General features: G+C 59.5%; 23 protein-coding genes and 1 tRNA gene. 13 read left to right on the top strand and 11 right to left on the bottom strand.

Features of this window, described 5'->3' with window-relative positions; genetic code table 11:
* Positions 1–83 precede the first annotated feature (83 nt).
* Positions 84–1,148, bottom strand: coding sequence for a multiple monosaccharide ABC transporter substrate-binding protein (gene chvE / locus D460_RS0104085; protein WP_018897233.1), 1,065 nt, complete (start codon positions 1,146–1,148; stop codon positions 84–86).
* A 242-nt stretch (positions 1,149–1,390) separates the two neighbouring features.
* Between chvE and D460_RS0104080 the strand changes: the two genes are divergently transcribed.
* Positions 1,391–2,422, top strand: coding sequence for a LysR family transcriptional regulator (locus tag D460_RS0104080; protein WP_112943870.1), 1,032 nt, complete (start codon positions 1,391–1,393; stop codon positions 2,420–2,422).
* Between the two features lie 74 nt (positions 2,423–2,496).
* Positions 2,497–3,018 carry a hypothetical protein gene (locus D460_RS0104075; RefSeq protein WP_026282773.1) on the top strand — a complete coding sequence of 174 codons (522 nt, stop codon included), beginning with the start codon at positions 2,497–2,499 and terminating at the stop codon, positions 3,016–3,018.
* On the opposite strand, the gene D460_RS0104070 is transcribed toward D460_RS0104075, so the two are convergent.
* Positions 3,019–3,285 (bottom strand): hypothetical protein, encoded by a 267-nt coding sequence (locus D460_RS0104070; RefSeq protein WP_018897230.1) that lies wholly within the window; start codon positions 3,283–3,285, stop codon positions 3,019–3,021.
* A gap of 168 nt (positions 3,286–3,453) precedes the next feature.
* Between D460_RS0104070 and iolG the strand changes: the two genes are divergently transcribed.
* Both iolG and D460_RS0104060 read left to right on the top strand, forming a co-directional pair.
* On the top strand, positions 3,454–4,446 hold the full coding sequence (iolG, locus tag D460_RS0104065; protein ID WP_018897229.1) for an inositol 2-dehydrogenase: 993 nt from the start codon (positions 3,454–3,456) through the stop codon (positions 4,444–4,446).
* Positions 4,447–4,752: 306 nt separating this feature from the next.
* On the top strand, positions 4,753–5,898 hold the full coding sequence (locus tag D460_RS0104060) for an acyltransferase (RefSeq protein ID WP_018897228.1): 1,146 nt from the start codon (positions 4,753–4,755) through the stop codon (positions 5,896–5,898).
* On the opposite strand, the gene D460_RS0104055 is transcribed toward D460_RS0104060, so the two are convergent.
* On the bottom strand, positions 5,895–7,109 hold the full coding sequence (locus D460_RS0104055; protein ID WP_018897227.1) for an ROK family transcriptional regulator: 1,215 nt from the start codon (positions 7,107–7,109) through the stop codon (positions 5,895–5,897). The two genes, D460_RS0104060 and D460_RS0104055, sit on opposite strands and share 4 nt — an antisense overlap.
* Positions 7,110–7,338: 229 nt before the next feature.
* Between D460_RS0104055 and xylF the strand changes: the two genes are divergently transcribed.
* The 6 genes from xylF to D460_RS0104025 all read left to right on the top strand — a co-directional run bounded on the left by xylF (position 7,339) and on the right by D460_RS0104025 (position 13,911).
* Positions 7,339–8,379 (top strand): D-xylose ABC transporter substrate-binding protein, encoded by a 1,041-nt coding sequence (gene xylF / locus D460_RS0104050; RefSeq protein ID WP_018897226.1) that lies wholly within the window; start codon positions 7,339–7,341, stop codon positions 8,377–8,379.
* Positions 8,380–8,631: 252 nt separating this feature from the next.
* Positions 8,632–9,942, top strand: a complete 1,311-nt coding sequence (locus D460_RS0104045) for a sugar ABC transporter permease (protein WP_018897225.1) — start codon at positions 8,632–8,634, stop codon at positions 9,940–9,942.
* A gap of 13 nt (positions 9,943–9,955) precedes the next feature.
* Entirely contained in the window at positions 9,956–10,756 is an 801-nt protein-coding gene (locus tag D460_RS0104040) for an ATP-binding cassette domain-containing protein (protein WP_026282772.1), read from the top strand.
* Positions 10,757–10,885: 129 nt separating this feature from the next.
* Positions 10,886–10,962 (top strand) — tRNA-Arg (locus D460_RS0104035).
* A gap of 262 nt (positions 10,963–11,224) precedes the next feature.
* Positions 11,225–11,857, top strand: coding sequence for a hypothetical protein (locus D460_RS0104030; RefSeq protein ID WP_018897223.1), 633 nt, complete (start codon positions 11,225–11,227; stop codon positions 11,855–11,857).
* A gap of 275 nt (positions 11,858–12,132) precedes the next feature.
* Positions 12,133–13,911, top strand: coding sequence for a flagellin (locus D460_RS0104025; RefSeq protein WP_026282771.1), 1,779 nt, complete (start codon positions 12,133–12,135; stop codon positions 13,909–13,911).
* A gap of 74 nt (positions 13,912–13,985) precedes the next feature.
* Here D460_RS0104025 and D460_RS0104020 read toward each other — a convergent pair whose 3' ends face one another.
* Both D460_RS0104020 and D460_RS0104015 read right to left on the bottom strand, forming a co-directional pair.
* Positions 13,986–15,755, bottom strand: coding sequence for a peptidoglycan-binding domain-containing protein (locus D460_RS0104020; RefSeq protein ID WP_155947673.1), 1,770 nt, complete (start codon positions 15,753–15,755; stop codon positions 13,986–13,988).
* Complete coding sequence (locus D460_RS0104015) at positions 15,722–16,723, bottom strand: hypothetical protein (protein WP_018897220.1); 1,002 nt, start codon at positions 16,721–16,723, stop codon at positions 15,722–15,724. Before D460_RS0104015 ends, D460_RS0104020 begins: the two co-directional genes overlap by 34 nt.
* Positions 16,724–16,998: 275 nt before the next feature.
* On the opposite strand from D460_RS0104015, the gene D460_RS0104010 reads away from it, so the two are divergent.
* On the top strand, positions 16,999–18,018 hold the full coding sequence (locus D460_RS0104010) for an ABC transporter substrate-binding protein (protein ID WP_037110812.1): 1,020 nt from the start codon (positions 16,999–17,001) through the stop codon (positions 18,016–18,018).
* A 41-nt stretch (positions 18,019–18,059) separates the two neighbouring features.
* Here the strand turns inward: D460_RS0104010 and D460_RS0104005 are convergent, their stop codons facing one another.
* From D460_RS0104005 to D460_RS0103995, 3 genes are all read right to left on the bottom strand, one after another.
* Entirely contained in the window at positions 18,060–18,908 is an 849-nt protein-coding gene (locus tag D460_RS0104005) for a hypothetical protein (protein WP_155947672.1), read from the bottom strand.
* Positions 18,909–18,990: 82 nt separating this feature from the next.
* Positions 18,991–19,845: a hypothetical protein gene (locus tag D460_RS0104000; protein ID WP_018897217.1), complete on the bottom strand. Its 855-nt coding sequence runs from the start codon at positions 19,843–19,845 to the stop codon at positions 18,991–18,993.
* A 111-nt stretch (positions 19,846–19,956) separates the two neighbouring features.
* Positions 19,957–20,247, bottom strand: coding sequence for a hypothetical protein (locus tag D460_RS0103995; RefSeq protein WP_018897216.1), 291 nt, complete (start codon positions 20,245–20,247; stop codon positions 19,957–19,959).
* Positions 20,248–20,410: 163 nt separating this feature from the next.
* Between D460_RS0103995 and D460_RS0103990 the strand changes: the two genes are divergently transcribed.
* Positions 20,411–21,022: a GNAT family N-acetyltransferase gene (locus tag D460_RS0103990; RefSeq protein ID WP_018897215.1), complete on the top strand. Its 612-nt coding sequence runs from the start codon at positions 20,411–20,413 to the stop codon at positions 21,020–21,022.
* Between the two features lie 33 nt (positions 21,023–21,055).
* On the opposite strand, the gene D460_RS36695 is transcribed toward D460_RS0103990, so the two are convergent.
* Positions 21,056–21,778 (bottom strand): hypothetical protein, encoded by a 723-nt coding sequence (locus D460_RS36695; protein WP_018897214.1) that lies wholly within the window; start codon positions 21,776–21,778, stop codon positions 21,056–21,058.
* Positions 21,779–21,973: 195 nt separating this feature from the next.
* On the opposite strand from D460_RS36695, the gene D460_RS36335 reads away from it, so the two are divergent.
* Positions 21,974–22,135 carry a hypothetical protein gene (locus tag D460_RS36335; protein ID WP_018897213.1) on the top strand — a complete coding sequence of 54 codons (162 nt, stop codon included), beginning with the start codon at positions 21,974–21,976 and terminating at the stop codon, positions 22,133–22,135.
* A 134-nt stretch (positions 22,136–22,269) separates the two neighbouring features.
* Here the strand turns inward: D460_RS36335 and D460_RS0103970 are convergent, their stop codons facing one another.
* Positions 22,270–22,932, bottom strand: a complete 663-nt coding sequence (locus tag D460_RS0103970; RefSeq protein ID WP_018897212.1) for a GNAT family protein — start codon at positions 22,930–22,932, stop codon at positions 22,270–22,272.
* Positions 22,933–23,071: 139 nt separating this feature from the next.
* A complete protein-coding gene (locus D460_RS0103965) occupies positions 23,072–24,277 on the bottom strand; it encodes an adenylate/guanylate cyclase domain-containing protein (RefSeq protein ID WP_026282766.1) in 1,206 nt (401 codons plus the stop codon).
* Positions 24,278–24,437 lie beyond the last annotated feature (160 nt).

Genomic DNA, 24,437 nt, shown 5'->3' with positions numbered 1-24,437 from the left:
CGTGGCCGTAAGATCGGCCTGGCGTTCTAAAAATCGGAAACCGGAACCCGCGCGCGAAAGCGCGGATTCCGGCGTTCGTCAGATTACTTCAGCTGGTCTTCTTTGTAGTAGCCGCTGTCGACGAGAACGGTCTTGTAGTTCTCCTTGGTGACGGCAACCGGCTTCAGCAGGTAGGACGGAACGACCTTTACGCCGTTGTCGTAGGTCTTGGTGTCGTTGACTTCAGGCTCCTTGCCGGACATGACGGCATCAACCATGGCAACGGTAACCTTCGCCAGTTCGCGGGTATCCTTGAAGATCGTGGAATACTGCTCGCCTGCGATGATCGACTTGACGGAAGGAACTTCCGAGTCCTGGCCGGAAACGACCGGGAGCGGCTGATCGCCAGAACCATAGCCTACGCCCTTGAGCGAGGAGATGATGCCGATGGACAGACCATCGTAAGGCGACAGAACGGCGTCAACCTTGGCGTCGGTGTAGTTAGCCGACAGCAGGTTGTCCATGCGAGCCTGGGCCGTTGCCGGGTCCCAACGCAGCGTGCCGACCTTGTCCATGCCGGTCTGGCCGGACTTTACGACGAGCTTGCCCGAGTCGATGTAAGGCTGCAGGACGGACATTGCGCCATCGTAGAAGAAGAAGGCGTTGTTGTCGTCAGGCGAACCACCGAAGAGCTCGATGTTGAACGGGCCCTTGCCATCCTTGAGGCCGAGCTTGTCGACGATCGTGCCGGCCTGAAGAACGCCGACCTGGAAATTGTCGAAGGTTGCGTAGTAGCTGACGTTGGCCGAATCGCGAATCAGGCGGTCGTAAGCGATGACCTTGATACCGGCGTCAGCAGCCTTCTGCAGCACGTCCGACAGCGTGGTGCCGTCGATCGAAGCGATGACGAGAACCTTCGCGCCCTTCGTGACCATGTTCTCGATCTGAGACAGCTGGTTCGGAATGTCGTCGTCTGCGTACTGCAGGTCGGTCGTGTAACCGGCGTCCTGGAGCTGCTTGACGATGTTGTTGCCGTCGTCGATCCAGCGAGCGGACGACTTGGTCGGCATGGCAATACCGACGAGACCCTTGTCAGCGGCAACAGCCGGCATAACGAACGAAGCAACGCCGAACGCGGCAGCTGCCATCAATGAGATAATGGATTTCATCTCTCTCTCCCTAAGTTAATAAATGCGCGGGCGACTCCTCGCCCACCCCGAACTGTGGCGGGTTTCGTATTGGATAATACTTCAATAGCGAGAAACGAAGTAGGTCTCCTCCACGCTCTCACACGTGTTGAGTGCCAACCAGCACACGGCGGCAAACTGGTATGGATTCCTATAACTGTCAAATAGAATAAGTGGCAAAAGGCATAACAAATTTGGTATATCGTTAAAAAGTATTACTTTTGATGGAGAGCAGTGGGGAGGCTGCAACCATGTCGAGCAATTCAGGGCATGTGGCATTAGAAAACGTGGATATACAGACAGAGATTTTTGGGGATGACGGCCTTCTGCGGTCGGGACTCAAGCTGAATCACCTGCGCATGATCGTCGCAATCGAAGATAGCGGCCAGATTTCGGCGGCTGCCGAAGCACTTAACATTTCACAGCCTGCCGCGTCGCGAATGCTGTCGGAAATGGAGACGATTGTTAAGACTCCGCTTTATGAGCGCGTTGCCCGTGGCGTGGTGCTCACCACCTTCGGCGAGGCACTCGCAAGGCGTGCGCGCAAGATCATGTTGGAACTCAGGGAGGCAAGCCGCGAGATCGCCGAGCTCAGATCCGGCAAGGGCGGATCGGTCTTCATTGGCGCGGTGACGGCGCCCGCCATGAGCCTCGTCGTCCCCGCCATCAAGCAGATCCGCACGGCGCTTCCCGGCATCGAGGTCAACATCCAGGTCGAGACCAGCAACGTGCTCGCCCGCGAACTTCTGGCCGCCCGCCACGACTTCGTCATCAGCCGCATCCCGGACGATCTCAACCCGCGACTTTTCGAGGTGCAGGAGATCGGCGTCGAGCGCGCCTGCCTGATCGTGCGCAGCGGGCACCCTCTATTACAGAAGGGTGTGGCGACCATGGCCGACCTCACGGACTATGACTGGGTCTTCCAGCCGCCCGGCACATTATTGAGACGCACGATCGAGGACATGTTCCTGTCGCGCGGCGTTGCCGTGCCGGAAAATATCGTCAACACCTCGTCCCTGCTGCTCACCTGCGCGATTATCTGCCAGACCGACGCGATCGCCCCGATCGCCATCGACGTCGCCCACTTCCTGGCGGCGCAACGCTCGCGCGCCTCGGATGTGCGCGTGCTGCCGATCGATTTCGAGATCAACGTCCGGCCCTACAGCCTGATCACCGCAAGGGAACGCGCCCTGCCCCCGAGCGCGCGGCTGCTTTACGATCTGGTGCTGGCGGAGAGCCGGAAGGGCGGGACCTGAATGCCTGGATGGGGCCTCACAAGCCCCACGCCATGTTGGTCGCGTTCTATGCGCATTCGCGCAAGGGAGGCTCCATGCTATTCGGACAATCGCTGTTCCAGTCGGTGCTCGATCGGCTGAAGGAAGAGGATGGCGACGCTATGGAAGAGGCCGCTCCCGTCTCGCACCGCATGCCGGGCTTCACGACGGGCCTCGCCTTCGACGTGATGGAGGGTGTCTCCGCACCCTCGGCGCGGCCCGGCCAAGCCTATTTCGACAATCTGGAATTCGAAACGCAGCGAGAGACGACCGACGCTGCTCCGCCGCCCGAGCCCTCGCCCGAGCCCGTGGCCGAGCCACTCCCCGAGATCGAGCCCGAACCAGTGATGCCGGAGCACCTCGCCCGCACGGCGCTGCCTGAAATCGCCGCCGAACTGGCGATCTCGGCGAACGACACGGTCCAGAGCCTCAGCGACAAGCGACGCGGCTTCGCGAAGGCCAATCATCCCGATCGCGTTCACCCGCAGTTTCGCGACAACGCCACCAAGCGCATGACCATCGCCAATCAATTGATCGACGAGGCGATCCGCCGCAAGACGAGAAGCGCCAGACGCTGATTACGCGTCGTTCTTGGGAGCGTCCTGCGTTTCGGCAGGCTCGGCCGTCTTTTCTTCGACAGCCGCTTTTTCCACGTTAGGGTCTGCCGGCTTGTAGGACCAGAGCAGCACGTAGGCGGCATAAGCGCCGGCGCCGGCCGCCAGCACCGCCCAGAAGGGATCGCCCCACAAGGCCTCGACCCCGGTCCAGCCGAAGCAGACCGCGACGATGAGGACGCGCACCCAAAGCGCGCGGTAGGCCGGATGGTTTGGATCGATCAGTTGCATCTCATTCCCACATGTAAAACTGTTACACGTCTTTAAGGTGGTTTCTTGAAATGTGAAAGGCCCACGGCCTTGACGACGCGCGGATAAAATGGAATGAAAATTCCACAAGGAGATAAATTCGGCCCATCCATTCCGCGAGAAGGCAAGCCGAATTCAAGGGAGGTTTTCATGACAGTCAGATTTGGTCTTCTCGGCGCCGGTCGTATCGGCAAGGTTCACGCCAAGGCGGTCAGCGGCGATGCCAATGCAAGGCTCGTTGCCGTCGCCGATGCCTTTCCAGAAGCCGCCAACGCCATCGCATCCGCTTACGGCTGCGAAGTCCGCACCATCGAGGCGATCGAAGCCGCCAGCGATATCGACGCCGTCGTCATCTGCACGCCGACCGACACCCATGCCGACCTGATCGAGCGCTTTGCCCGCGCGGGCAAGGCGATCTTCTGCGAAAAGCCCGTCGATCTCTCCGTCGAGCGCGTCAAGGCCTGCATCAAGGTGGTGGACGAGACCAAGGGCAAGCTGATGGTCGGCTTCAACCGGCGCTTCGACCCGCACTTCATGGCCGTGCGCGGCGCGATCGACGATGGCCGTATCGGCGACGTCGAGATGGTGACGATCACCTCGCGCGATCCGGGTGCCCCGCCTGTCGATTACATCAAGCGTTCCGGCGGCATCTTCCGCGACATGACGATCCACGATTTCGACATGGCCCGCTTCCTGCTCGGCGAAGAGCCGGTCGCCGTCACCGCAACCGCCGCCGTCCTCGTCGACAAGGCGATCGGTGAGGCCGGCGACTACGACAGCGTTTCCGTCATCCTGCAGACCAAGTCGGGCAAGCAGGCGATCATCTCAAACTCCCGCCGCGCCACCTATGGCTACGACCAGCGCATCGAGGTGCACGGCTCCAAGGGCATGGTCTCGGCCGAAAACCAGCGCGCCGTCTCGATCGAAGTCGCCAATGGCGAAGGCTATACCCGCCCGCCGCTGCACGACTTCTTCATGACCCGCTACACCGAAGCCTATGCCAACGAGATCGCAAGCTTCATCGCCGCCATCGAAAAGGGCGCCAAGATCTCCCCCTCGGGCGCCGATGGCCTCGCCGCCCTCGTGCTTGCCGACGCGGCCGTCCAGTCCGTCAAGGAAGGCAAGCTGATCAAGATCGGCTGACGGTTTTCTCCCGACCGAAAGCCACATAGGAGATGGCCGGGGCCCAACCCGGCCATTTCTCGTTTTTGCCTCCGGCGCAGTCGCCGTCACCGCCCTACTCTCTGACGCCGCCTGTAACATTCGCGTGGTTCGATCACAAAACGCACCGTGGCGCGGCCCTCGCAAGTGCATTGTCTGCCTTTGTATATTAGCAAATTTTCCGCACGTCCGACGTTTGTTACAGCGCCTATAGCCTCTGATTAGCCATTGGTTTCCTTCAGTTTTCGGGCCATTCATGCGACCTCCGACGAACTGGGTGACCAATAGATGGCGGAAATTTCGGGCTCTTCCGGGCGAATTGGCAGCCTCGACGGCTTGCGTGGCATCGCCGCTTTATGGGTGCTGATTGGGCACGCTATGCTGCTCACCGGATGGCATCTGCCACTGATCGGCGACCCCGATCTCGGCGTAGATCTATTCATCATGCTCTCCGGCTTCCTGATGGTGTTTCACTATCAGCTGCGCCAGGACAAGGAGCCGTGGTCGGAGATCTCGACATGGTCGAATTTCTGGACCCGCCGCTTCTTCCGCATCGCCCCGCTCTATTACGTGATGCTGGCGATCGCCATCGCTCTCGGCCCCGTCATTTTCGAAAGCCGCATGGTGATCGACCACTTCCTCGAGGTCACCCCTCAGCAGCCCGAGCGCTATCTCGACGGCAGCCTCGAGAATGTGCTGCTGCATGTGAGCTTCCTCTTCGGCCTGTCGCCGGCGCACGCCTTCCGCACACCGCTGCCGGATTGGAGCATCAGCCTCGAGATGCAGTTCTACGCCGTCCTGCCCTTCTTGATGCTCTTCATCCATAGGCTCGGCTGGCTGCGCGGGAGCATCGGCGTGGTTGTCGCCGGCGTTGCGATCGCCATGGCGCTCCGCCTCGTCGGCATAAACTTCCCCATGCCGGCCTTCCTGCCACTGAAGATGCACGTCTTCACATCCGGCATGCTGCTCGCCGGCGCGCTCAACGCCTCGACCCCACGCGCCCTCGTCCACTTCCTGCTGGCACTGGCCTTCGTGGCGATCCCGATCGGCGGCGGCATGACCGTCATGCGTGAAGTCGTTCGCCTCGGGCTTGTGGTGGCCTTCTTCGCACTGATCTTCCACGCGCATCTGCCCCGCCCGCTTGCAAACCCGCTGAACCGGATTTCCGATTTCATGGGCAACAGGTTCTGCCACGAGCTCGGCGAACTCTCCTTCGGCGCCTATCTGATCCACCTCTTGGTCATGCAACCCGTCATCGCCTACCTGATCAAGGCGCACGGCCACGACATCAGCAACTTCCAGCGCTTTCTGCTCTCCATCGTCATCACCATCCCGATCGTCTACGCGCTGTCAGCCGTAGGTCACAGGTTCATCGAGATGCAGGGGCAGAAGATCGGCAGGACGCTCACCCGGCGCAGGACATCCGCGGCTTAGCCGAACCCACCCTGGACGATATCGCCGTCTATGACGGATAGCGCCCGGTTGAGATGCCCCTCGAACACGAGCAACGGCTCGTCAAAGACGACGCGCAGTTCGGGCATGCCCTGCATCCTGACCATGTGCGACTGGGCAAGCCCCTCCTCTATCCCCGGCCTCAGCAGATCGTAATAGCGTGTGCCGGGCCCGGTGATCGCAACCGGCATCCGCTCGGTGAGGCTGAGCAGCCGCGACAGCCCGTTTCCGAGCGCCAGCCCCGCCTGCCGGAAGGCAAAGGCCGACATCCGGTGACCCTGGCGCGCCCGCGCCGCGATCTTGTCCAGTTCGCCGACGGGCACAAACTTCGCCGGGATCGTATCGTCAGGCACTTCGAAGGCCATGCGCAAGATCGCGTAGAAGCCGGCATAGGCCTCGATGCATCCCCGGCTCCCACACCGACAAAGACCGCCATTGGCCATATGCAGCATGTGCCCGAAATTGGGCGCCGAAATCTCCCGCTCCGCCGGCCCCGCATTGCGGACGATCCCGAGCCCGATGCTGTGCCCCAGCGACAAGGCCGCCAGCGACCGCAGCCCATCTGGATTGCTCGCATCCTCGCGCGCGCCAAGCGCTGCGGCAACCAGCAGCGTCTCGTTGTCGAGGATGATCTTAGCCTGCCAAACAGGCCTCAGCGCCGCCTCGAAATCGATCCGGTCGCTGCCGAAGATCGGCGACCACAGAAGCACGGCGTCATCCGAGCTCACCAGCCCCTTGCTGCTGATCGAGATCAGCTTGATCTTGTCACGCGACAGGCGCGAGCGCTCGAGCAGCCGCTCCAGCCCATCACCAACAGCATCTGCGAATCGAGCCGCGCCATCGGGATCGTGCGAGCGGTCCTCAGCGAAACGGTCGATCAGCGTACCGGCGTAATCCACCAGCGAATATTGCACGCCATCCGACGAAATGATGACAACGATCAGATAGCCGCTGTCGCGCCGCGGCCGAAACTGCACGCGCGGCCGTCCTCGGCCGCTCGCCGCCTGCTGCTCGGACTTCTCGATCACCTCGCCCTTCTCAAGATCGGCGGTGATCGCCGAAATCGTTGCCGAGGAAAGTCCGGTGAAATCAGCTATTTCGGTATGGGACAGCGCGCCATGACGCCTCAGCGCGGCAAGCACCAGCACGCTGTTGCGCTGGCGCACCAGTTCCGTGCTCGATCTGGTCAGCATGAAGGCCGCCCTATTCCCGCGTGCATTCCACCCCTCGTTCACACCGTATCTCCAACAACCTCCACGTGAGAGATCATTCACAGGTAGTGCGGTGTTGACAGTTGAAAAAATCTCTGACACTTAATTTCTCGACTGTCGAGAAAATAATGAAAACCTTTCCCGACAGCACATCGCGGCGGCCGGAGGAACCACTGGCTGGGGCTGGCCGCATTCTATTCGGGAGGATATTATGAAGCATGTTTTGAAGCTGATGGCAGGTGCTGCCATCCTCGTATCGGTGCATACCGCCGCAATGGCTGCCGACCTCGTGGTCGGCGTCTCGTGGTCCAACTTCCAGGAAGAGCGTTGGAAGACCGACGAAGCCGCCATCAAGAAGGCGCTCGAAGCCAAGGGCGCCAAGTACATCTCCGCTGATGCCCAGTCGTCCGCCGCAAAGCAGCTGACCGACGTTGAATCGCTGATCTCGCAGGGCGCCAACGCCCTCATCGTTCTCGCCCAGGATTCCGATGCCATCGGCCCGGCCATCGAAAAGGCTGCCGCTGAAGGCATTCCGGTCGTAGGCTACGACCGCCTGATCGAAAACCCGGCTGCCTTCTACATCACCTTCGACAACAAGGAAGTCGGCCGCCTGCAGGCTGAAGGCGTGTTCAAGGTCAAGCCTGAAGGCAACTACGTCTTCATCAAGGGCTCGTCTTCCGACCCGAACGCGGACTTCCTGTTCGCCGGCCAGATGGAAGTGCTGAAGGCTGCCGTTGACGCGGGCAAGATCAAGAACGTCGGCGAAGCCTACACAGACGGCTGGCTGCCGCAGAACGCCCAGCGCAACATGGAACAGTTCCTGACCGCCAACAACAACAAGGTCGACGCCGTTGTTGCTTCCAACGACGGCACGGCCGGCGGCGCGGTTGCTGCTCTCGACGCACAGGGCATGGCAGGCACCGTTCCGGTCTCCGGCCAGGATGCCGACAAGGCAGCGCTCAACCGCATCGCGCTCGGCACCCAGACGGTTTCCGTCTGGAAGGATAGCCGCGAACTCGGCAAGCGCGCTGCTGAAATCGCGCTCGACCTCGCCGGCGGCAAGACCATGGACAAGATCGACGGCGTAACCGCCTTCGAAGGCGGTCCGAAGAAGGTGAAGATGCAGTCCATCTTCCTGAAGCCGCAGGCGATCACCAAGGACAACCTGAACGTCGTCATCGACGCAGGCTGGATCACCAAGGCTGAAGCTTGCCAGGGCGTAAAGGCCGGCAGCGTCAAGGCTTGCGACTAATCCTCGCCAGCTGAGCCAACACACCGGCGCCGTGGCGATCTCGCCGCGGCGCCGGATGCGGATGGAGCCTAACTGAAGCGCTCCCCGCCTCGCAACGCACCGCGAACGCTTTGATTCCCTGCCGCAACGATGCCGCACCCCACGCGGCCGCTTCGGAAGTCTCTCGGTGGTCGATTTGAAGAACAGGGCACCTCGGCAAGGGCTTTCGGGCGCCCGCGCCAGAGCCCAAACAATGGGGGAAACGGCAAACCCATGGCAAACATCACGCAATCCTCATCGAGCCATCCGCGCTCGGCGGAGGGTAACCCTTTCACGCGCTTCCTGCGCGCCACCGAGATCGACACGCGCCTGCTCGGCATGGTCGCGGCACTTCTGGTCATCTGGATCGGCTTTCATCTCTACACCGGCGGACTGTTTCTGACGCCGCGCAACCTCTGGAACCTCTCGGTCCAGACCACCGAGATCGCGGTTCTCGCGACCGGCATGGTGCTCGTCATCGTCACCCGCAACATCGACCTGTCGATCGGCTCGATGCTCGGCCTTGTCGCCATGATCATGGGCGTCGTCCAGGCGAAGTTCCTGCCGCAATATCTCGGCTTCGACAATTCCTGGACCTGGCTGATCACGCTGATCTGCGGGCTGATCGCCGGCACGCTGATCGGTCTCTTCCAGGGCGTCATCATCGCCTTCCTGGGCGTCCCCTCCTTCATCGTCACGCTCGGCGGCTTCCTCGCCTGGCGCGGCCTTGCCTGGTACGTGACATCGGGCCAGACGGTCGCCCCCCTCGACACCACCTTCCGCATCATGGGCGGCGGTGCCGAAGGCTCCGTCGGCGCCACATGGAGCTGGATCATCGGGCTGATCGCCTGCGTGCTGATCATCGTCGGCATCATCAGCTCACGCCACCAACGCAAGCGCTTCAACTTCCCGCGCCGGCCGCTCTGGGCCGAGTATTTCCTGGTTGTTCTCGGCTGCGCGCTGGTGCTCGGCGCCATCTGGGTCTCGACCATCTATTACTGGCCGGTGGCGATCGCCAAGAAATACGCCGAAGCCAACGCCATCGCATGGCCGGAAACGGGGCTCTTCATCTCCTACGGCATCGCCGTGCCGGTGCTGATCGCCGTTCTCGTCGGCATCGTCATGACCTTCATCGCCACCCGCCTGCGCTTCGGCCGCTATGTCTTCGCGATCGGCGGCAACCCTGAAGCGGCCGAGCTCGCCGGCATCAAGACCCGCTGGGTGACGGTGCGCATCTTCGCGCTGATGGGCTTCCTGGCAGCCGTTGCCGCGGCGATCTCCACCGCCCGCCTCAACGCCGCCGCCAACTCGCAAGGGACGACCTACGAGCTCTACACCATCGCGGCGGCCGTCATCGGCGGCACGTCGCTTGCCGGCGGCACCGGCACGATCGCCGGCGCCATGCTCGGCGCGCTCGTCATGCAGTCGCTGCAGTCGGGCATGGGTCTCGCAAACGTCGATACCCCCATACAGAACGTCGTCGTGGGCGCGGTTCTCGTCGTTGCCGTCTGGCTCGACACCGTCTATCGCTCGCGGTCGAAGTAAGAGGAGCCTGGATATGACTGATCAACGCACTTCCCCAAGCCCGAACACTCCTCTCGTGGAACTGAAGAACATCTCGATCTCGTTTGGCGGCATCCACGCCGTGGACAACGCCTCGGTCGATCTCTACCCCGGCGAAGTCGTCGCCCTTCTCGGCCATAACGGCGCCGGCAAGTCGACGCTCATCAAGATCCTCTCGGGCGCCTACAAGCGCGACAGCGGCGAGATCATGATCGACGGCGAACCCGCCGATATCAAGAACCCGCGCGACGCCAAGAAATACGGCATCGAGACGATCTACCAGACGCTTGCCGTCGCCGATAACGTCGACGCCGCCGCCAACCTCTATCTGGGCCGCGAGATCCGCACCAAGTGGGGCACGCTCGACGACGTCGCCATGGAGGCCTCCACCCGCGAGGTGATGGGCCGCCTCAACCCCAACTTCCGCCGCTTCAAGGAACCGGTGAAGGCGCTCTCCGGCGGCCAGCGGCAATCGGTTGCGATCGCCCGCGCCATCCTCTTCAACGCCCGCATCCTCATCATGGACGAACCGACGGCAGCCCTTGGTCCGCAGGAAACGGCGCAGGTGGGCGAGCTGATCAAGCAATTGAAGAAGGAAGGCATCGGCATCTTCCTGATCAGCCACGACATCCACGACGTCTTCGACCTCGCCGACCGCGTCTCCGTCATGAAGAACGGCCAGGTGGTCGGCCACGCCCGCACCGAGGACGTGACCAAGGACGAAGTGCTCGGCATGATCATCCTCGGCAAGGTGCCGCCAAAGGCCATCCCCGGCCCCGGCGCCATGCAGGTCTGATCGCGAAGATCGAAAAACGGAAGTCCGCCGCACGATGGTGGCGGACTTTTCATTTTGGTGATTGAAGCCAGCCAAAAGCTAGGCTAAGAACCACCCATCGGACAGGCGATTCAAACCCGCCTCAGGCATGCACCCGTAGCTCAGCTGGATAGAGTGTTGGATTCCGATTCCAAAGGTCACAGGTTCGAATCCTGTCGGGTGCGCCATTTTGCTCTCTCAAATTGTTGACTTTCGGTCTTTTTCGTCTTTCGCGGAGCAACGTTCTTGCTGCAAGGGCGTTAAGTACAATCGAGCTGCCGCATATTCTGCTCAAGCTGGCTGACGAAGCCGGCGCGGGCAATATTGCCGAACATCTCAATCTATGTCACATGCGAACAACCGTTGATGGTGTTATCTGTCTCCCAACTTTCGTTTAATAACGCTCTCCCAAGCACTGTTCATGGCGTACCCGATTAGGAAATTGCTGATTTGAGCGACGATAAATCCGAAGGCTATAAGCTCGCTCAGCAGTTTATGCGCCAGAATAGAAAAATGTTTGATCTGGCTACCCCCAGCAAACCGGACACCGGTTTTGCTGCAGCGGTGCATCGATTGTTTGGTGATCGTCCGCAGAAAGGAAAGCGCTTCAGGCTTGCCAATCGCGAATATATCTATTCGGGATATGACAAAAACCTCGTCAGTTTTGTTCCAGTGCAGTGGAAGGAAGCGCTGGACAAGAAAGCGCGTGTTTGGCCCGGCTGCGAAAATTGGTGGGCGGGGTACCCTTTAATTCTTTGGATAGAGCTACGGCTGGGAGATAATGGCGTTACAGGACACCTCAGGCTGAACGCGGAGGTTGGGCCTGTTTCAGGTCACGCAGCACGCAAGGGCCTGCTGATGGCGATCAAGAACGCAGCGACAGCGAGCGGCTCTTCGAGGATTCGTTTGGAGGCCACCGCATTTGGTGAAAAGCAACGTTACTCACGATTCCTACGTGAGAACTCTATCGCCTTGAGCGACATCCGCAACGTGAATGAGGTTGAAAGGACGTTTGTCCAATTGCTTGCGCAATTTGAAGAGGAGTTCGCTATAATTACGGCTGCCATTGCCGAGTATCCGTGATTGCGAGGGATTTAGCTGATCGATCTCGACTTCGTCATCTGCTTATTTACGAAATCTTAACCATACATGTCCCAAAAGCGTTAACTAGTGCTCTGTCCCCTGTGTGGGTGCCAAGCAGCCATGAACGTCGAGCTAATCGCGTTTCTGGTGACGGTCTCGCCATTATGGCGGGCACCCCTGTGGTTAACCGTTAAACGTGTCCTCACCATTGCTAGCGTTTGTTACCGGACCGGATTCTAGGTCTGGCGGCTAGCCTATGATCAAGGGCCATTAACGTGACCAGCATCCTCACGAATACGTCGGCAATGGCCGCGTTGCGGACGCTTCGCGACGTAGGCAACAGACTGTCGTCCTTGCAAGGCGAAGTCAGCTCCGGATTGCGAGTGCAGAACGCGCAAGACAACGCAGCCTATTGGTCGATTGCCACCACGATGCACTCCGACAGCAAGGCCGTCTCGGCCGTGGCCGATGCGATAAGCCTTGGTGCCGCAAAGGTCGACACGGCCTATAGCGGGTTGGTTTCGGTACTGGACGTTATGTCGGATTTCAAATCCAAGCTGGTCTCCGCCACCGAAGACGGCATCGACAAGGCGAAAATCCAGACAGAGCTGGACCAGCTCAAGCTTCAAGTGACAAGCATCGCAAACTCAAGCAGTTTCAACGGTCAGAATTGGCTTAACACGGATATTGCTGATATCTACGATGTCGACAACAACAGCGCCTCGGTTGTCACATCCTTCGTCCGGGGTCAGGACGGCAGTGTGGCGGTCAACTCGTCTGAAACACATCTGACGGCAACCTCCTTGTTCAACAGCACGGGTGGTGGTCTTCTCCAGAAAGACCCCCGAGATATCACCACAATCGGCGGCATGAGATATCTCGCGAACTCCGTCATCGCGGGCAAACCCACGCAGATCTGGGTTCCCGAAACAGCAAATGGCTATTCGGCGCATTTTCCCTTCACATTTACCGGCCCGATGACCTTCGGCGCGGGCAATTCAATCAACTTCAATATCACCGTGGACAAAGACAATCCCGCCGACGGGATCGATCCTCCTTATAATCCAGGAAAAACCACGACGGTTTCGATCACTCGGGCAACAATCGATGCGGTCGATCCGTCCTTGAACGGCGTGATCTCAACTTTCACCCAATACCGTCAGGTATTGAGTTATGCCCTCTCGCAAGCGAACACAGGAGCCTATGCGACATTCGTCAGCGATGGACATGGCGGCATAGTGCCCGACGTCATTAGCATCGGGACGTTGCAAAACCGCGCTTTCGGGCTCGACGGTTCCTATGTTGAGGTCAGTGGATTCTCCGCCAATGGGGTATCGGGCGGAGGATTAGGCAATCAGTTCGACCAGGGCGTACGCGGCTCCAAGCTGACTTTGGATTTCACGCCATTCCAGGACTTCCGAGATGGCGAGGACCCTGATGGCATCACCGTCAGCTTCTCGTTCGCGGTCAACAACATGCCCGCCAAGACCTACAGCTTCGATCGCACCTACGTAAATTCCGTTCTTGGTACGGATACCGGCAAGGTCGAGACAGCGGACCAGATGGTAACCCTGCTGAATTCGCTTCTCAGCGCTGACTGGCCAACGCTGCAAATTGAATCGCTTTCACCATCCTCGGTCATGCTTAAAACTGATCCCGCGATGGACCGGCGTGCAGGATCGGATACGAGCGTTCGGTTCTCAAACATAAAGGTGAGCAATGAGCCACTGCCGCTCTTCGATTTCATGGACATCGACATCGTGGAGAACCCGGATCTGGTTTCGGACTATCTGACCTATATCGAGACGGCGAGCCAGCGCATCACCTCGGGAGCCGCACAGCTTGGAAGCCTACAAAAGCGGCTGGAACTCCAGGCCGATTTCACAAGCCACCTGATGGATAGCATCGACAGCGGCGTGGGCCGCCTCACTGACGCCGACATGGAGGAACAATCGGCAAGGCTAGCCGCGCTGCAAACGCAACAGCAACTCGCCGTGCAATCCTTGTCCATCGCCAACAACGGGCCACAGGAGCTGATGACGCTGTTCAGATGACAGGCTCGCGTCAGAAAGCGTCAGGTTGAGGCAGTCCTGAGACGCCTCTTGTTTCCGCTCCTGCCTCTGCGCGATCAAAGCTTGATGTCAGAAGACAGGATCTGCAATTTCTTCTGCTCTTCCTCGGCTTTGGCTGCCTCGGCTTCTTTTTTGCGCTGTGCAAGGTCGCGGTCCTTTTGCGCGGCGGCGTTGATCAGCGACGTGGCATCGAGGAAGGTGATCTCCACACCGGATATCTTGTCATCGCCGTTGAAGGCGATCGAGTAGCCGATGGGGCAGTTCCGCGCCAGTTCGATCATGGCCGGCTCGATATCGGCGGCGGTCTTGTTCTCCACGGCTGCGATACGGTTGAGCAGCGGTTTGATCTGATCGCGAGACAGAAACGACGCCGAGCATTCCGGTTTGGAGGACACTGTGTAGGCGCGGGCCTTCATAAGAGCGCCATACGTCGTTTCGAACTGCTTGGTAAGCGCATCCGAGGGCATGGCGGTATTGAACGCCATGGCTCTCGCAATCCCGAAAATTGTCTCGGACTGCAAGCTCCATATCCTGATCGTGTCAGACAAAGATGCCGTCGTGCGCGTGCACTCGAGCGCGCCGTCCACGGGCTTGCAATCGGCAAATCCCGCCTCGGCCAGGTGCGCCTGCGCGTCCTTCAGCGAGGTGCCCAGAGAAAAGCCGAGAATTTTGGGCTGCTCGGCTTCGGAGCCGAACGGGGTATATTTCAGTTCGGACGAAAGCGATGCGCTCGTCGCCGCAGCGGCATCGGCATCCGGCGCGGTGGCGATTGCCGGCATCGATGCCGGAGATTCCGGTTTGACGGGGGCAGCCGAAAGGGCCGAGAAAGCGGCAGCCGGCGCAGCCGCCACATCGCCTACAGGCGGCAGGGCTGTCGTGGCGGCCGGCGCCGGAGCCAGCGACGGCATCTGAGTAGCGGTGTCCTGTTGCGTGGGAGCCGTGGCGATAGCGGGCATTTGCGTGCCAGTTGCCAGCGCTGCGGTTGCGTCTGGAGCGGCGGCCAGCACCGGCTTGGGCGTCGCCTCGGCATTGCCATCAGCGACTTTACCCAGCGCTGGGAACGCGGATGGATTTTCGCCTGCAGGCATGGCCTTGCCGATCTGGGGAAAGGCCGACGGCTGCTGCGCCGCGGCCTGCTGACCGGCCGCATTCCCGATAACCGGAAAAGCCGTGCCGCCGTTGGTCGTCGGAGCAGGGTTTGCTACATTCGCGAATGCATTCATACCCTCTGGCGCCTTGTTGGCTCCACCGCCGAATGCAGGAAAGGCCGATACCTGGGAATTGGCATCGCCCAGCGCGGCGAAGCCGTCCTCCAGGGCTACGCCGTTGCCATTGTCCTGGCCGCCGCCACTCGCCATGGCGCCGTCACTCCTCTGGTAAAGAAGCGTGATTTCCTGCTCGGTTATTTTCCCGGTCGGCCTGTGGCCGACACTTCTCTGGAAGGCGGCAATAGCGTCGCGTGTCTGCGGCCCGTATGAACCATCCGGCTGGCCAGCCTGAAATCCCAGCATGTTCAGGCGTCGCTGGATCTCTCTCTTTGCGGCAACGCGCTTGGCGACCTCATCACCATATTGCCCGGGCGCCGGCGCACGTCGCACGCCGCCCTGATACCGTTGCTGCTGGTTCTGCTGGGCAGCCTGGTTGATAATGATCGCGGTTCCCAGTCCAAGCAATCCCCGGACAAGGTCGTCATTCGCCTTCGCCATTCCGGCAAAGGCCACGCTCGCCGAGAGCGCGATGCCCAGGACCTTCAGATGTTTGTCGTTCCTATACATACCCATGCGCGTGCCCCTTAATTCTGACCCTGCTTGATGGATATCAGCCACTGTGCCGTCTTCACGTCGCCATTATTGGCAAAATCAGAGATGACACTCTGAAGCTGCGCATGACTGGCCGCCATGCTCTGAACAAGGGAGACGCAGGAGCTGGGAAAAGGCTGGTAGATACTGTTCCCGCTCTTTTCGGTCTTCCCCACATATTCTCCGCGGAACGTGTTCGAAACCTTCAAAAGATAAAGAAGATAATCAAATGACGGGGTAAAAGAGGATGCCGCGTAAGTAACGAAGTCGCACAGCACCTTGCGGCGAATGCTTGCCTTTGGACTATTTTCATTGACGGACGAACCGAGTGCGATCACTGCCACATCAAGCAAATTCTGGTCGCTCAACTCCAGATAGTTCTCCGGCATATTGAGTCGGCCGGAATACAGGTAATTGTCGCGGTAGTTCGACAATTGCTCGATCGGATAAAGTTCGTCGCCCAGAACGAGCCCGTTCTTGGCGAAGAAGTTCATATCCTCAACATTATATACCGAGCCGAGGCGAACCATGAACGGCATGGATGCCGGGATAATACCGCGGTCCGTGTGATTGAGATTCAATCCGCGATCCACGAAGTATTTAACCGCGTCCGGGCTAGCCCCATACATGAGTTCGTTCGCCAGAAGGCAATGGCTGTCATTGTAGCAATCGGCGGTCTTGTTGAGGTCAACCGTCCCAAGGCTGGAAAGGAACTGGTAAAGCGTATCGATCTTGACCGCGTTCTTCTTCATGTCGCGATAGTAGGAGTCCATCAGGATGTTGAAGAACATCTGGGAGACATCCAATTTCGCCGGATCGACCAGCTTGGTTTCGAGATAGAAGCTGGCGTTCTTGTAATCCTCTGCCCGTATGAACTTTTCAAACGCTTTCTCGGCATCGTTGCTCTGCGCATATGCAATATTACAAATAAAAAAATTACACACCAATATGAATATCTGCGCAAAAACACGAACGCTGAATATACAAAAGCGCATCAAAATCCCCTCAATACTCAACGAAAACGAATTCGTCGGAATCTATAAACCAATCTCAAATAGAAATACAAACGATATAGTCTGAAAATTCTACAACTTAAGAATATATTTACTTTATTAGAAATTCGCATCTATTGATAAGCATTCAGCCGACATGTTTTAGAAATCCAACGAAAACATTTCCCGTAGTCCGTCGTTGTCGACGGGCTTAACGGTTGAACAAGGCTGCGGCGATACAATCAATACGCTTGCCTCTTCCTCATCCGGAACGCCTCATGAATTCTCATCTATCACCATGCAAGGTGGCCGCCGCTACCTTGCTAGCCGTTGCCTCCATATCCTTCGCTTCCCCGGCCTATTCACTGGATAGAGTTCGCTTCGGCACCGATTGGCTAGCCGAAGCCGATCACGGAGGCTTCTATCAAGCCCTCGCCGATGGCACTTACGCCAGGTACGGCCTTGACGTTGAAATCGTTCAGGGTGGGCCAAGCGCACAGAACCGCGCTATGCTTCTAGCGGGAAAGCTCGATTTCTATCTTGGTACGCAGCAGGAACAGCTCGTCGGCCAGGAGCAGGGAATTCCACTTGTCGATGTAGCCGCGATCTATCAGAAGAACGCCCAGGTCCTCCTCGCTCATCGTGGCAAGAGCGTGAACAGGTTCGAAGATCTCGCGAAACTCAACGCCATTTTCATGACCCAAGGCGGCTTCGGCGCGTATTTCGAGTGGATGAAAGCCAATTTCGTCGGTTTCCGAGACGAGCAATTTCGCCCCTATAATTTCAGCCCCGCCCCATTCCTGGCAGATGAAAACTCGGCTCAGCAGGGTCTCGTGACCTCGGAGCCCTATGCGATCAAGACTGAGACCGGCACGGAGCCTGAGATTTTCTTGCTCGCCGATGCCGGCTATGCACCCTACGCGACGATGATCACCGCAGAGCGCCAGTTGATTGAAACCAACCCGGGCCTCGTGCAGCGCTTTGTCGATGCCTCAATCGAAGGCTGGTACAACTATCTCTACAGGGACAATGCAGCGGCAAATACGCTCATCAAGCAAGCGAACCCCGATATGACGGACGGTCAGATCGAATATGCGATCGACAAGCTCAAAGCATACGGCATCGTCGACAGTGGCGATGCACTGGACAAAGGCATTGGCTGCTTGACCGCCGGTCATTACACGCAGTTCGCGAAAACCCTGGTAAGCGTCAAACTTCTCAAACCGGATACCGATATATCCAAGGCATTCGATACACGCTTTTCCTGCAAGCGCGTTGGAATGCATTTGAAGAACTAGAGCCTCCGAGATGGTGACGAGTTAGCTCGGCACCTCCCCCTCTAAACCATCAACCCCCGCACATACCGCCGCAGCTCGCAATCCTCGCGCGGCACGCGCTTGACGCTGAAGACCCCCTCGAAGGTCGAGACGCCGATATGCGGCGAGCGCATCGATCGCGGTACGCGCTGCGCGTAGACCGTGCCTTTTCCCGATCTGATCTGGTCGATCAGCTCCGGCGTCATCTTAATCGACGTCGAGTAGTCGCAGAAGGTAATCGGATGCGCGTAGTTGACGCCGGCCATGGAGAGGCTGGCTGCCACCGTCGGCGGGATCACCTCTTCGCTGTTGAACCCGCACGGCGCCATCGGAAAATTCTCGACGAAGAGCCGAACGATGCGGGCGAAGATGCGCTCGTTGAAAAACTGCCCTTCCGCTTGTCCCGCGAAATAGGACGTCAGCCCGAGGTTGGCGACGAATTTGCGGACGGACTGATCGCTCGCGACGTCGGTGCGAAAACCGCCCCAATCGGCGGCGAGGTCGTAGATCTGCACATGGCTGCCCATGGCGAATTTCGACATGTATTCGGCAAGGCCGTGCTTTACGAGAAGCTCGTTGGACGACAGCAAAACGATGCGATCGAAGGCTATGCCGCGCTCGAGCGCGTAGAGATAGTTGCTGACGTGGGTATGGAAGATGCCCTCGTTCCATCTCGTCTCGTGGGAGCTCGGATTAATGAGCACATTCGCAAAATCGCACTGCCGCCGAAATTCGTCTTCGAGCGCGGCGGCGCCTGCCGATATGTGGATGACGATCGTGGCGTCGGGGCAGAAGTAGTTTATGTTTTCGATCTGGTCCCGCACGATGGCGGGCATTTCATGCACTGGCAGGGAAAATAGGACTTTGGTCATCGACAGGCCCAGTCTTAAAGAGTTGACGTCTTGAAGAATTGACGTCTTGAAGAATTCACGGCGTGGAATGAACGGGGGCGTCTTAGCTGTTTTCCAGCTCGCCCACGACCTTGCTCCAGATCTCATATCGATCGGCCGGCAGGCTCACCGCGTAGACATCCTTCAACACGCACGCGCCGATATGAGCCGGCCTCAGCGCACCCGGCCTTGCGCGCGCGTGGAGCGCGCCGTCACCCTTCACGAGTTGACGGAGAACGCTCTCGGATATCTCGATCTGGGCGCTCGCCGCCGTGAATGTGATCGGCAGCGAAATGTTGGTGCCCGCAAAACCGTGGCGCATGGCAAATGTTGCAGGCACGATCTGCTCGCTTGGAAACCCGCAAGGCTCCATTGGAAACGCTTCCACGAAGACCCGCTCCAAGTGGGCGAAGACGTCACGGCTGAAAAACTGTCCCTCCGCCTGCCCGCCTGCGAAAAGAGGCAGCCCGAGAAGGGAGAGCACCCGTTTGACACCGGGGAAGTTCAAGACCTCCGGCCGAAACCCGGCCCAGTTGTTGGCAGTCTCGATGTTTCCGTAGAGCTCCGTTTGCGCGCCGATCGTGAAGCGCTTCGTGTACTCGCCCAATCCGGACTTGATGAGCATTTCCTGCGCCGAAAAAAGTACGATCTTGTCGAACTCGAGAGACTGGGCAACCGCGTGCTGGAAGTTGCTGACATGGGCGTGCAACACGCCCTCCTGAGGTCGGATCGCATAGGAATTAGGATTGATGAAGACGTTGCCGCCGCCGCTGCGGTCGAGGGATTTATTTCCCGGAGACGTCGCGTCGTGGTGGATGCAGATTGAGGAACCCGGCGAGAAACGATTGATTGCCGAAATCTGGCGCTCAAGAGTGTCCGAGCCGCCATCGGCAAGGATCGAAAAAAGTAGTTTGTCCATATAGACACCAGCTTGTTAGACGGCGATTGCACGCATTCGACGACTAAAAACGGGCATCGTTGCTGCACCTGCCTTAGCTGCCTAAACTGTCGTGAAGCTGATCCAGATCGATCACGGTGCCTTGCCGGCTGTCCCTGCACGGTGGTCAGCCCCATCGCGCGCCGCTGGCCGCACGCTCCGCTCCTGGCTGACCGAAACCCGCATCCACCAGGTATCGGACAGAATAGGTGCCGCGAGCGCGCCGTCGTGCGGGTTCAGCTTGATGACGTCACGGACGGAAATCATAGCGCCCGGCGGTGTGCGCCTGGCCGCCTTCTCCTGCGCCAATAGCGGCGCCGCCTGGCCAGCCACCGCGGCGGCGATGACGAATGATGTGAGCGATACTGTCCTGTTGCACAGCATGAGCATTCATCCAGCGGGAGATAAAAACGAGTGTAAGGCCGAAAGCCCGAGGAAGGGAAGTGGCTGCCGAAAATACTGTTGCCAAGGGCTATGCCACAATGCGAGATCGGTTGGTTTCGCCGGCACTTGCAGGCGTCGACAACGAACAGCAAGGACGCCTTGAATGAAGACCAATCCGCCGCTGCCGATGGGTTACTCCGAACTTCCGCGTGGCAAGCTCGCCAATGTCGTGACGTGTCTCGAAATGCGCGAGAAGCCTGACGTCAGCGTGCCCGCGCCGGGCGCCCTGCGTTTCGAGCGCTGGCAGGCGCCTTCGCTCGACGACTATCGCCAGCTGTTTCGCGAAGTCGGCGAGAATTGGCTCTGGCTATCGCGGCTGATCATCAGCGACGAAAAGCTTGCGGCGATCATCCATGATCCCGATGTCGAGATTTACGTTATCCTGTCGGAAGAAGGCCGCCGGATCGGTCTGCTTGAGCTCGATTTTCGCGAGCCCGGCGAATGCGAACTGGTTTTCTGCGGCCTCGTTCCCGATGCGATCGGCCAGGGCGCCGGCAAGCTGTTGATCACCCAGGCGGTTGCGCGGGCATGGGCACGGCCGATCAACCGCTTCTGGCTGCACACCTGCCACTTCGATCACCCGTCAGCCATCTTCTTCTACCAGAAGGCCGGCTTCAAACCCTATGCCTTCCTGGTGGAGGTGATCGACGATCCCCGCCTCTCCGGCCATATGCCGGAGACCGCCGCTCCGCACGTTCCCCTGCTTCGCCCCTGATCGGCAAGCAACCGGGACGAAGGAACAGCATCATCAGCGATCGTAGCGCCGGCGCATCTCGGCCGCCGCCAAAGGCAGGGCGGCACTTGCGACCGCACCGAGCGGCAATCGCCGAAGTAGTCTTGTCGCGACGAAGGTGAAGGCCATGGCGCCGGCAAGCTTCGCCCATGGGTAAGACCCGAGCTGCTCGTGGGCGCTGGCATCCGCCCATTTGGCATTGGCGCTGACAACGGTGCCCGCCTGCTCCCTTATGACGTGAAGCCGGGCGCGCAGATTGTCGACCTCCTCCTGAAGCCGCCGCAGCGATCCTTCCTCGTCGAGCATGTCTTCATCGGCCATGTGATCGTCTTCGAGCACATAATCGGCCGGAGGTCCTTGCTGGCCCTCTTCGGCGGGCGCGTCGGCCTCAAGAGCAGCCAGATGCTCCTGCAACGCGGCCTCCGTCTCAAGCCCCTCCGGCTTGCTCTTCTTGCCGCTCGCGGCCTCGCTGGTCTTCATCGACGCAGCCGACGACGCGGCGACTGCCGGGTGCTCGCGAAGCTCGTCCGCCGCGATAAACACATCTGTCTCGCCCGCCTTGTGATCGGGATGCGACACCTCTACATCGACGCTGTCGGCAAGCTCGAGCGCCTGCTCCGCGTTCATGATACCCACCGCCACGCGCCCCTCCTCGGATGTGACGGCGACTTCGACGATGGGCGGCTTCGACTTCTTTTTCATCCCAGTCGCTTTTTTCATGCCAGTCGCGTTTTTCATGCAAGTCTCCTTTGGCAGGGAAACACCTGCGGGACTCGATGGGTTCCATGACAGCTCAATCAAATTCGCTGCGACAGACCGTCTCTGGAACGCGGGCTTCCCAATCCCCATATATGTCTGGACCACGGAGCAGATATCGCGACGAACCGCGATCCGCCTTCCGCGATAACCCACACAATGGATTGGAGACAAAGGATGGCTCAAGCCACACGAACGGCTGCGTCCGAAGGACCCTATGATGCGGTCACGCTTGCCAAGAAGCACCGCATTTCGGTCGAGGACGCCAAGCAAATCATCGAGCAATACGGCGACGATCGCAAAGCGTCCGACAAGGCCGCACGGCGCATCGCCGTCTGATAAACAATGCGGCGGCAGGGAAACCCGGCCGCCGCACACGCTAAAAATAGATTCATAATATCAATGCATTGCCGAGAATTTCGGAATCACATTGAAAGATCGTTCAACAAGCGCTCGAAGTTATCAGCAAGAGCTCAATCGAAGCGCAGCTTGCTCTTCTGCTGTCCGGCGTCGTCGAAATTGTCGGGATCGAGCCAAGCCTCGTAGCCGGCCTTCAGCCTCGGCCAGTCGGCGTCGATCATCGCGAACCACGCGGTGTCGCGGTTCTTACCCTTGGCCACCATATGCTGGCGAAACACGCCCTCGAAGGTGAAGCCAAAGCGCTCAGCCGCCTTCTTAGACGGCTCGTTCAAATTGTTGCACTTCCACTCGAAACGGCGATATCCGAGCTTGTCGAAGGCAAGCTTTGCGAAGAGATAGAGCGCCTCGGTGGTCACGCGCGATCGCGCGATCGCCGGTCCCCACAAGATGTTGCCGATCTCGATCACCCCATGCGTGGCATCGATGCGCATCAGCGCCTGACGCCCCTCGGCCCGGCCGGTGCGCTTGTCGATGACGGCGAAAAACATCGGATCCGTCGAACCCTCGGCCCTTTCCAGCCACGCGCTGAAGGCTGCCATGTCGGCCGGCGCGTCCTCGAAGAGATAACGGAAGCGATCGTCGGCGCCGGGCTGCTGCGCCGAGGCGAGCAGGTCGCGCCCATGGCGGCCGGCGTCAAGCGGCTCGAGCCTGACATAGCGTCCTTCGAGAGCAACACGCTCCGGGCGCTCGACGCCCTTCCAATTCGAGAGATCCATCCAAAATTCCCCATTGTCGACATCAAGCAGCTTGCCTCCTCCCCCGAGGAGAGCCGCTCCGTAGATGTGCTGTTTTAGAGACTGCCGAATTACTTGGCGAGGTCTAATTTGGCCAATGGCGATCTCAGAAACGCCGCCGTCAGAGCGTCGGAAGAAGCGTGAAGAGTTCCTGGGCGCGGTTGACGCCGCGCAGCGCGTGCTGGCCGATCGACATCAGGTCGATCTGCGTCGAGGGAACGATCGCCGCGAAGCTTGCCGACATCAGCACCTTGCGCTGCAGCGACCGACAGAGCGACACGATGCGGCTGACCTCGTTGACGGCGGGGCCGATGACCGTAAAGTCGAGACGGTCCTTGCTGCCGATATTGCCGTAGAACACATCGCCCATATGCAGGCCGAGATAGACGTCGGTAACCGGCCGCCCCTCGATACGGCGCTGAGCGGTCAGGTCCGAAAGCCGCTTGTCCAGCAGCGTCCGCGCCTTCAGCGCCGAAAGACAGGCGTCGCTCGGCTTCTCTCCCTTGAAGATCGCAAGCGTTCCGTCGCCCATCAGCTTCAGCACCTCTCCGCCCGCCTCCTGCACCGAGGAGATCACCGCATCGGCATAGTCGTTGAGCATTGGAATGATTTCTTCCGGATCGACCGTGTCGGAGATGTGGGTGAAATTGGCGAGGTCGGAAAACCAGAGTGCTGCCGAAATCCTGTCACTGCGCCCGCGTGTGATCTTGCCGTGCAGCACCTGGTTCGCAGCATCGTCGCCGAGATAGACCTTGGCGATCGTTCCCGCGACACCGCTGACGGTCACGCATTTGACGGCCAATGCCAGACAGGGGAGCAGTTCGCGCAATGCGGCCAGATCGCGTTCCGAAAATCCGTCGGCGGCTCGGGTGGCGAAATGCGAGAAGAAGCAGTCGATCTCGCCGATCGCCCCCTCATCGCCGAAACGATGCGCCATCGCGACAAAGTCGGTGAAACCGGCGGCTTTCAATTCGTCCAGAAGGTAGAAATCGGCGGCGTCGCCACGGAGGAAAGAGCGGCGAACTTCGTTTCCGCCTGCGACCTCGAGATAATGAAACGCCGAGCGCAGCCAGTTGTCGGCGAAGTTGCCCGCCCCGGCGACGCCGTAGGCCGAGATGCGCTCCACGGCCAGACAGGAATCCCACCGGAAAGCGCGACCTTCATAGAGCGGATGAAGCGTATCGATGACGGCAACCGACCGGCCGATCGGCAGGCCGTTCGCCACGCAGCGCTCGCAGAAGCCGTCGAGCAGGTCGGCCTCGGACAGGCCTTTCAGCCCGCTCTGCATCAGCCATGTGGTGATTTCGATGACGTGGCGATCGTCCACGGGTGTCTCCTGATCCCGGATCATTGAGAGTATCCGGGCATTCTTAGGTTCAGGCATGCGCGGACGGGCTTAATCCGCGCATGCCTCGTCACGGCCCTTGAAGGACCCGTGGGCCGTAACGTGTTGGGTCATGCGTAAGGCGCCGAACCAGCTGCCTCAC

The organism is Rhizobium sp. 2MFCol3.1 (assembly GCF_000377565.1).
Taxonomy (GTDB): Bacteria; Pseudomonadota; Alphaproteobacteria; order Rhizobiales; family Rhizobiaceae; genus Rhizobium.
The sequence above is the reverse complement of the archived record's forward strand: the minus strand, read 5'-3'. Positions and strand labels throughout refer to the sequence as shown.

Bases quoted from the DNA above. Each gene is read 5' to 3' on its own strand.
- chvE (WP_018897233.1), bottom strand. From the start codon at position 1,148: ATGAAATCCATTATCTCATTGATGGCAGCTGCCGCGTTCGGCGTTGCT.
- D460_RS0104045 (WP_018897225.1), top strand. From the start codon at position 8,632: ATGGCAAACATCACGCAATCCTCATCGAGCCATCCGCGCTCGGCGGAG.
- D460_RS0103990 (WP_018897215.1), top strand. From the start codon at position 20,411: ATGAAGACCAATCCGCCGCTGCCGATGGGTTACTCCGAACTTCCGCGT.
- D460_RS0104070 (WP_018897230.1), bottom strand. From the start codon at position 3,285: ATGCAACTGATCGATCCAAACCATCCGGCCTACCGCGCGCTTTGGGTG.
- iolG (WP_018897229.1), top strand. From the start codon at position 3,454: ATGACAGTCAGATTTGGTCTTCTCGGCGCCGGTCGTATCGGCAAGGTT.
- D460_RS0104060 (WP_018897228.1), top strand. From the start codon at position 4,753: ATGGCGGAAATTTCGGGCTCTTCCGGGCGAATTGGCAGCCTCGACGGC.
- xylF (WP_018897226.1), top strand. From the start codon at position 7,339: ATGAAGCATGTTTTGAAGCTGATGGCAGGTGCTGCCATCCTCGTATCG.
- D460_RS0104075 (WP_026282773.1), top strand. From the start codon at position 2,497: ATGCTATTCGGACAATCGCTGTTCCAGTCGGTGCTCGATCGGCTGAAG.
- D460_RS0103995 (WP_018897216.1), bottom strand. From the start codon at position 20,247: ATGCTGTGCAACAGGACAGTATCGCTCACATCATTCGTCATCGCCGCC.
- D460_RS0104055 (WP_018897227.1), bottom strand. From the start codon at position 7,109: ATGCTGACCAGATCGAGCACGGAACTGGTGCGCCAGCGCAACAGCGTG.
- D460_RS36695 (WP_018897214.1), bottom strand. From the start codon at position 21,778: ATGAAAAACGCGACTGGCATGAAAAAAGCGACTGGGATGAAAAAGAAG.
- D460_RS0104080 (WP_112943870.1), top strand. From the start codon at position 1,391: ATGGAGAGCAGTGGGGAGGCTGCAACCATGTCGAGCAATTCAGGGCAT.
- D460_RS0104005 (WP_155947672.1), bottom strand. From the start codon at position 18,908: ATGACCAAAGTCCTATTTTCCCTGCCAGTGCATGAAATGCCCGCCATC.
- D460_RS0104000 (WP_018897217.1), bottom strand. From the start codon at position 19,845: ATGGACAAACTACTTTTTTCGATCCTTGCCGATGGCGGCTCGGACACT.
- D460_RS0104010 (WP_037110812.1), top strand. From the start codon at position 16,999: ATGAATTCTCATCTATCACCATGCAAGGTGGCCGCCGCTACCTTGCTA.
- D460_RS0104015 (WP_018897220.1), bottom strand. From the start codon at position 16,723: ATGCGCTTTTGTATATTCAGCGTTCGTGTTTTTGCGCAGATATTCATA.
- D460_RS0104040 (WP_026282772.1), top strand. From the start codon at position 9,956: ATGACTGATCAACGCACTTCCCCAAGCCCGAACACTCCTCTCGTGGAA.
- D460_RS36335 (WP_018897213.1), top strand. From the start codon at position 21,974: ATGGCTCAAGCCACACGAACGGCTGCGTCCGAAGGACCCTATGATGCG.
- D460_RS0103970 (WP_018897212.1), bottom strand. From the start codon at position 22,932: ATGGATCTCTCGAATTGGAAGGGCGTCGAGCGCCCGGAGCGTGTTGCT.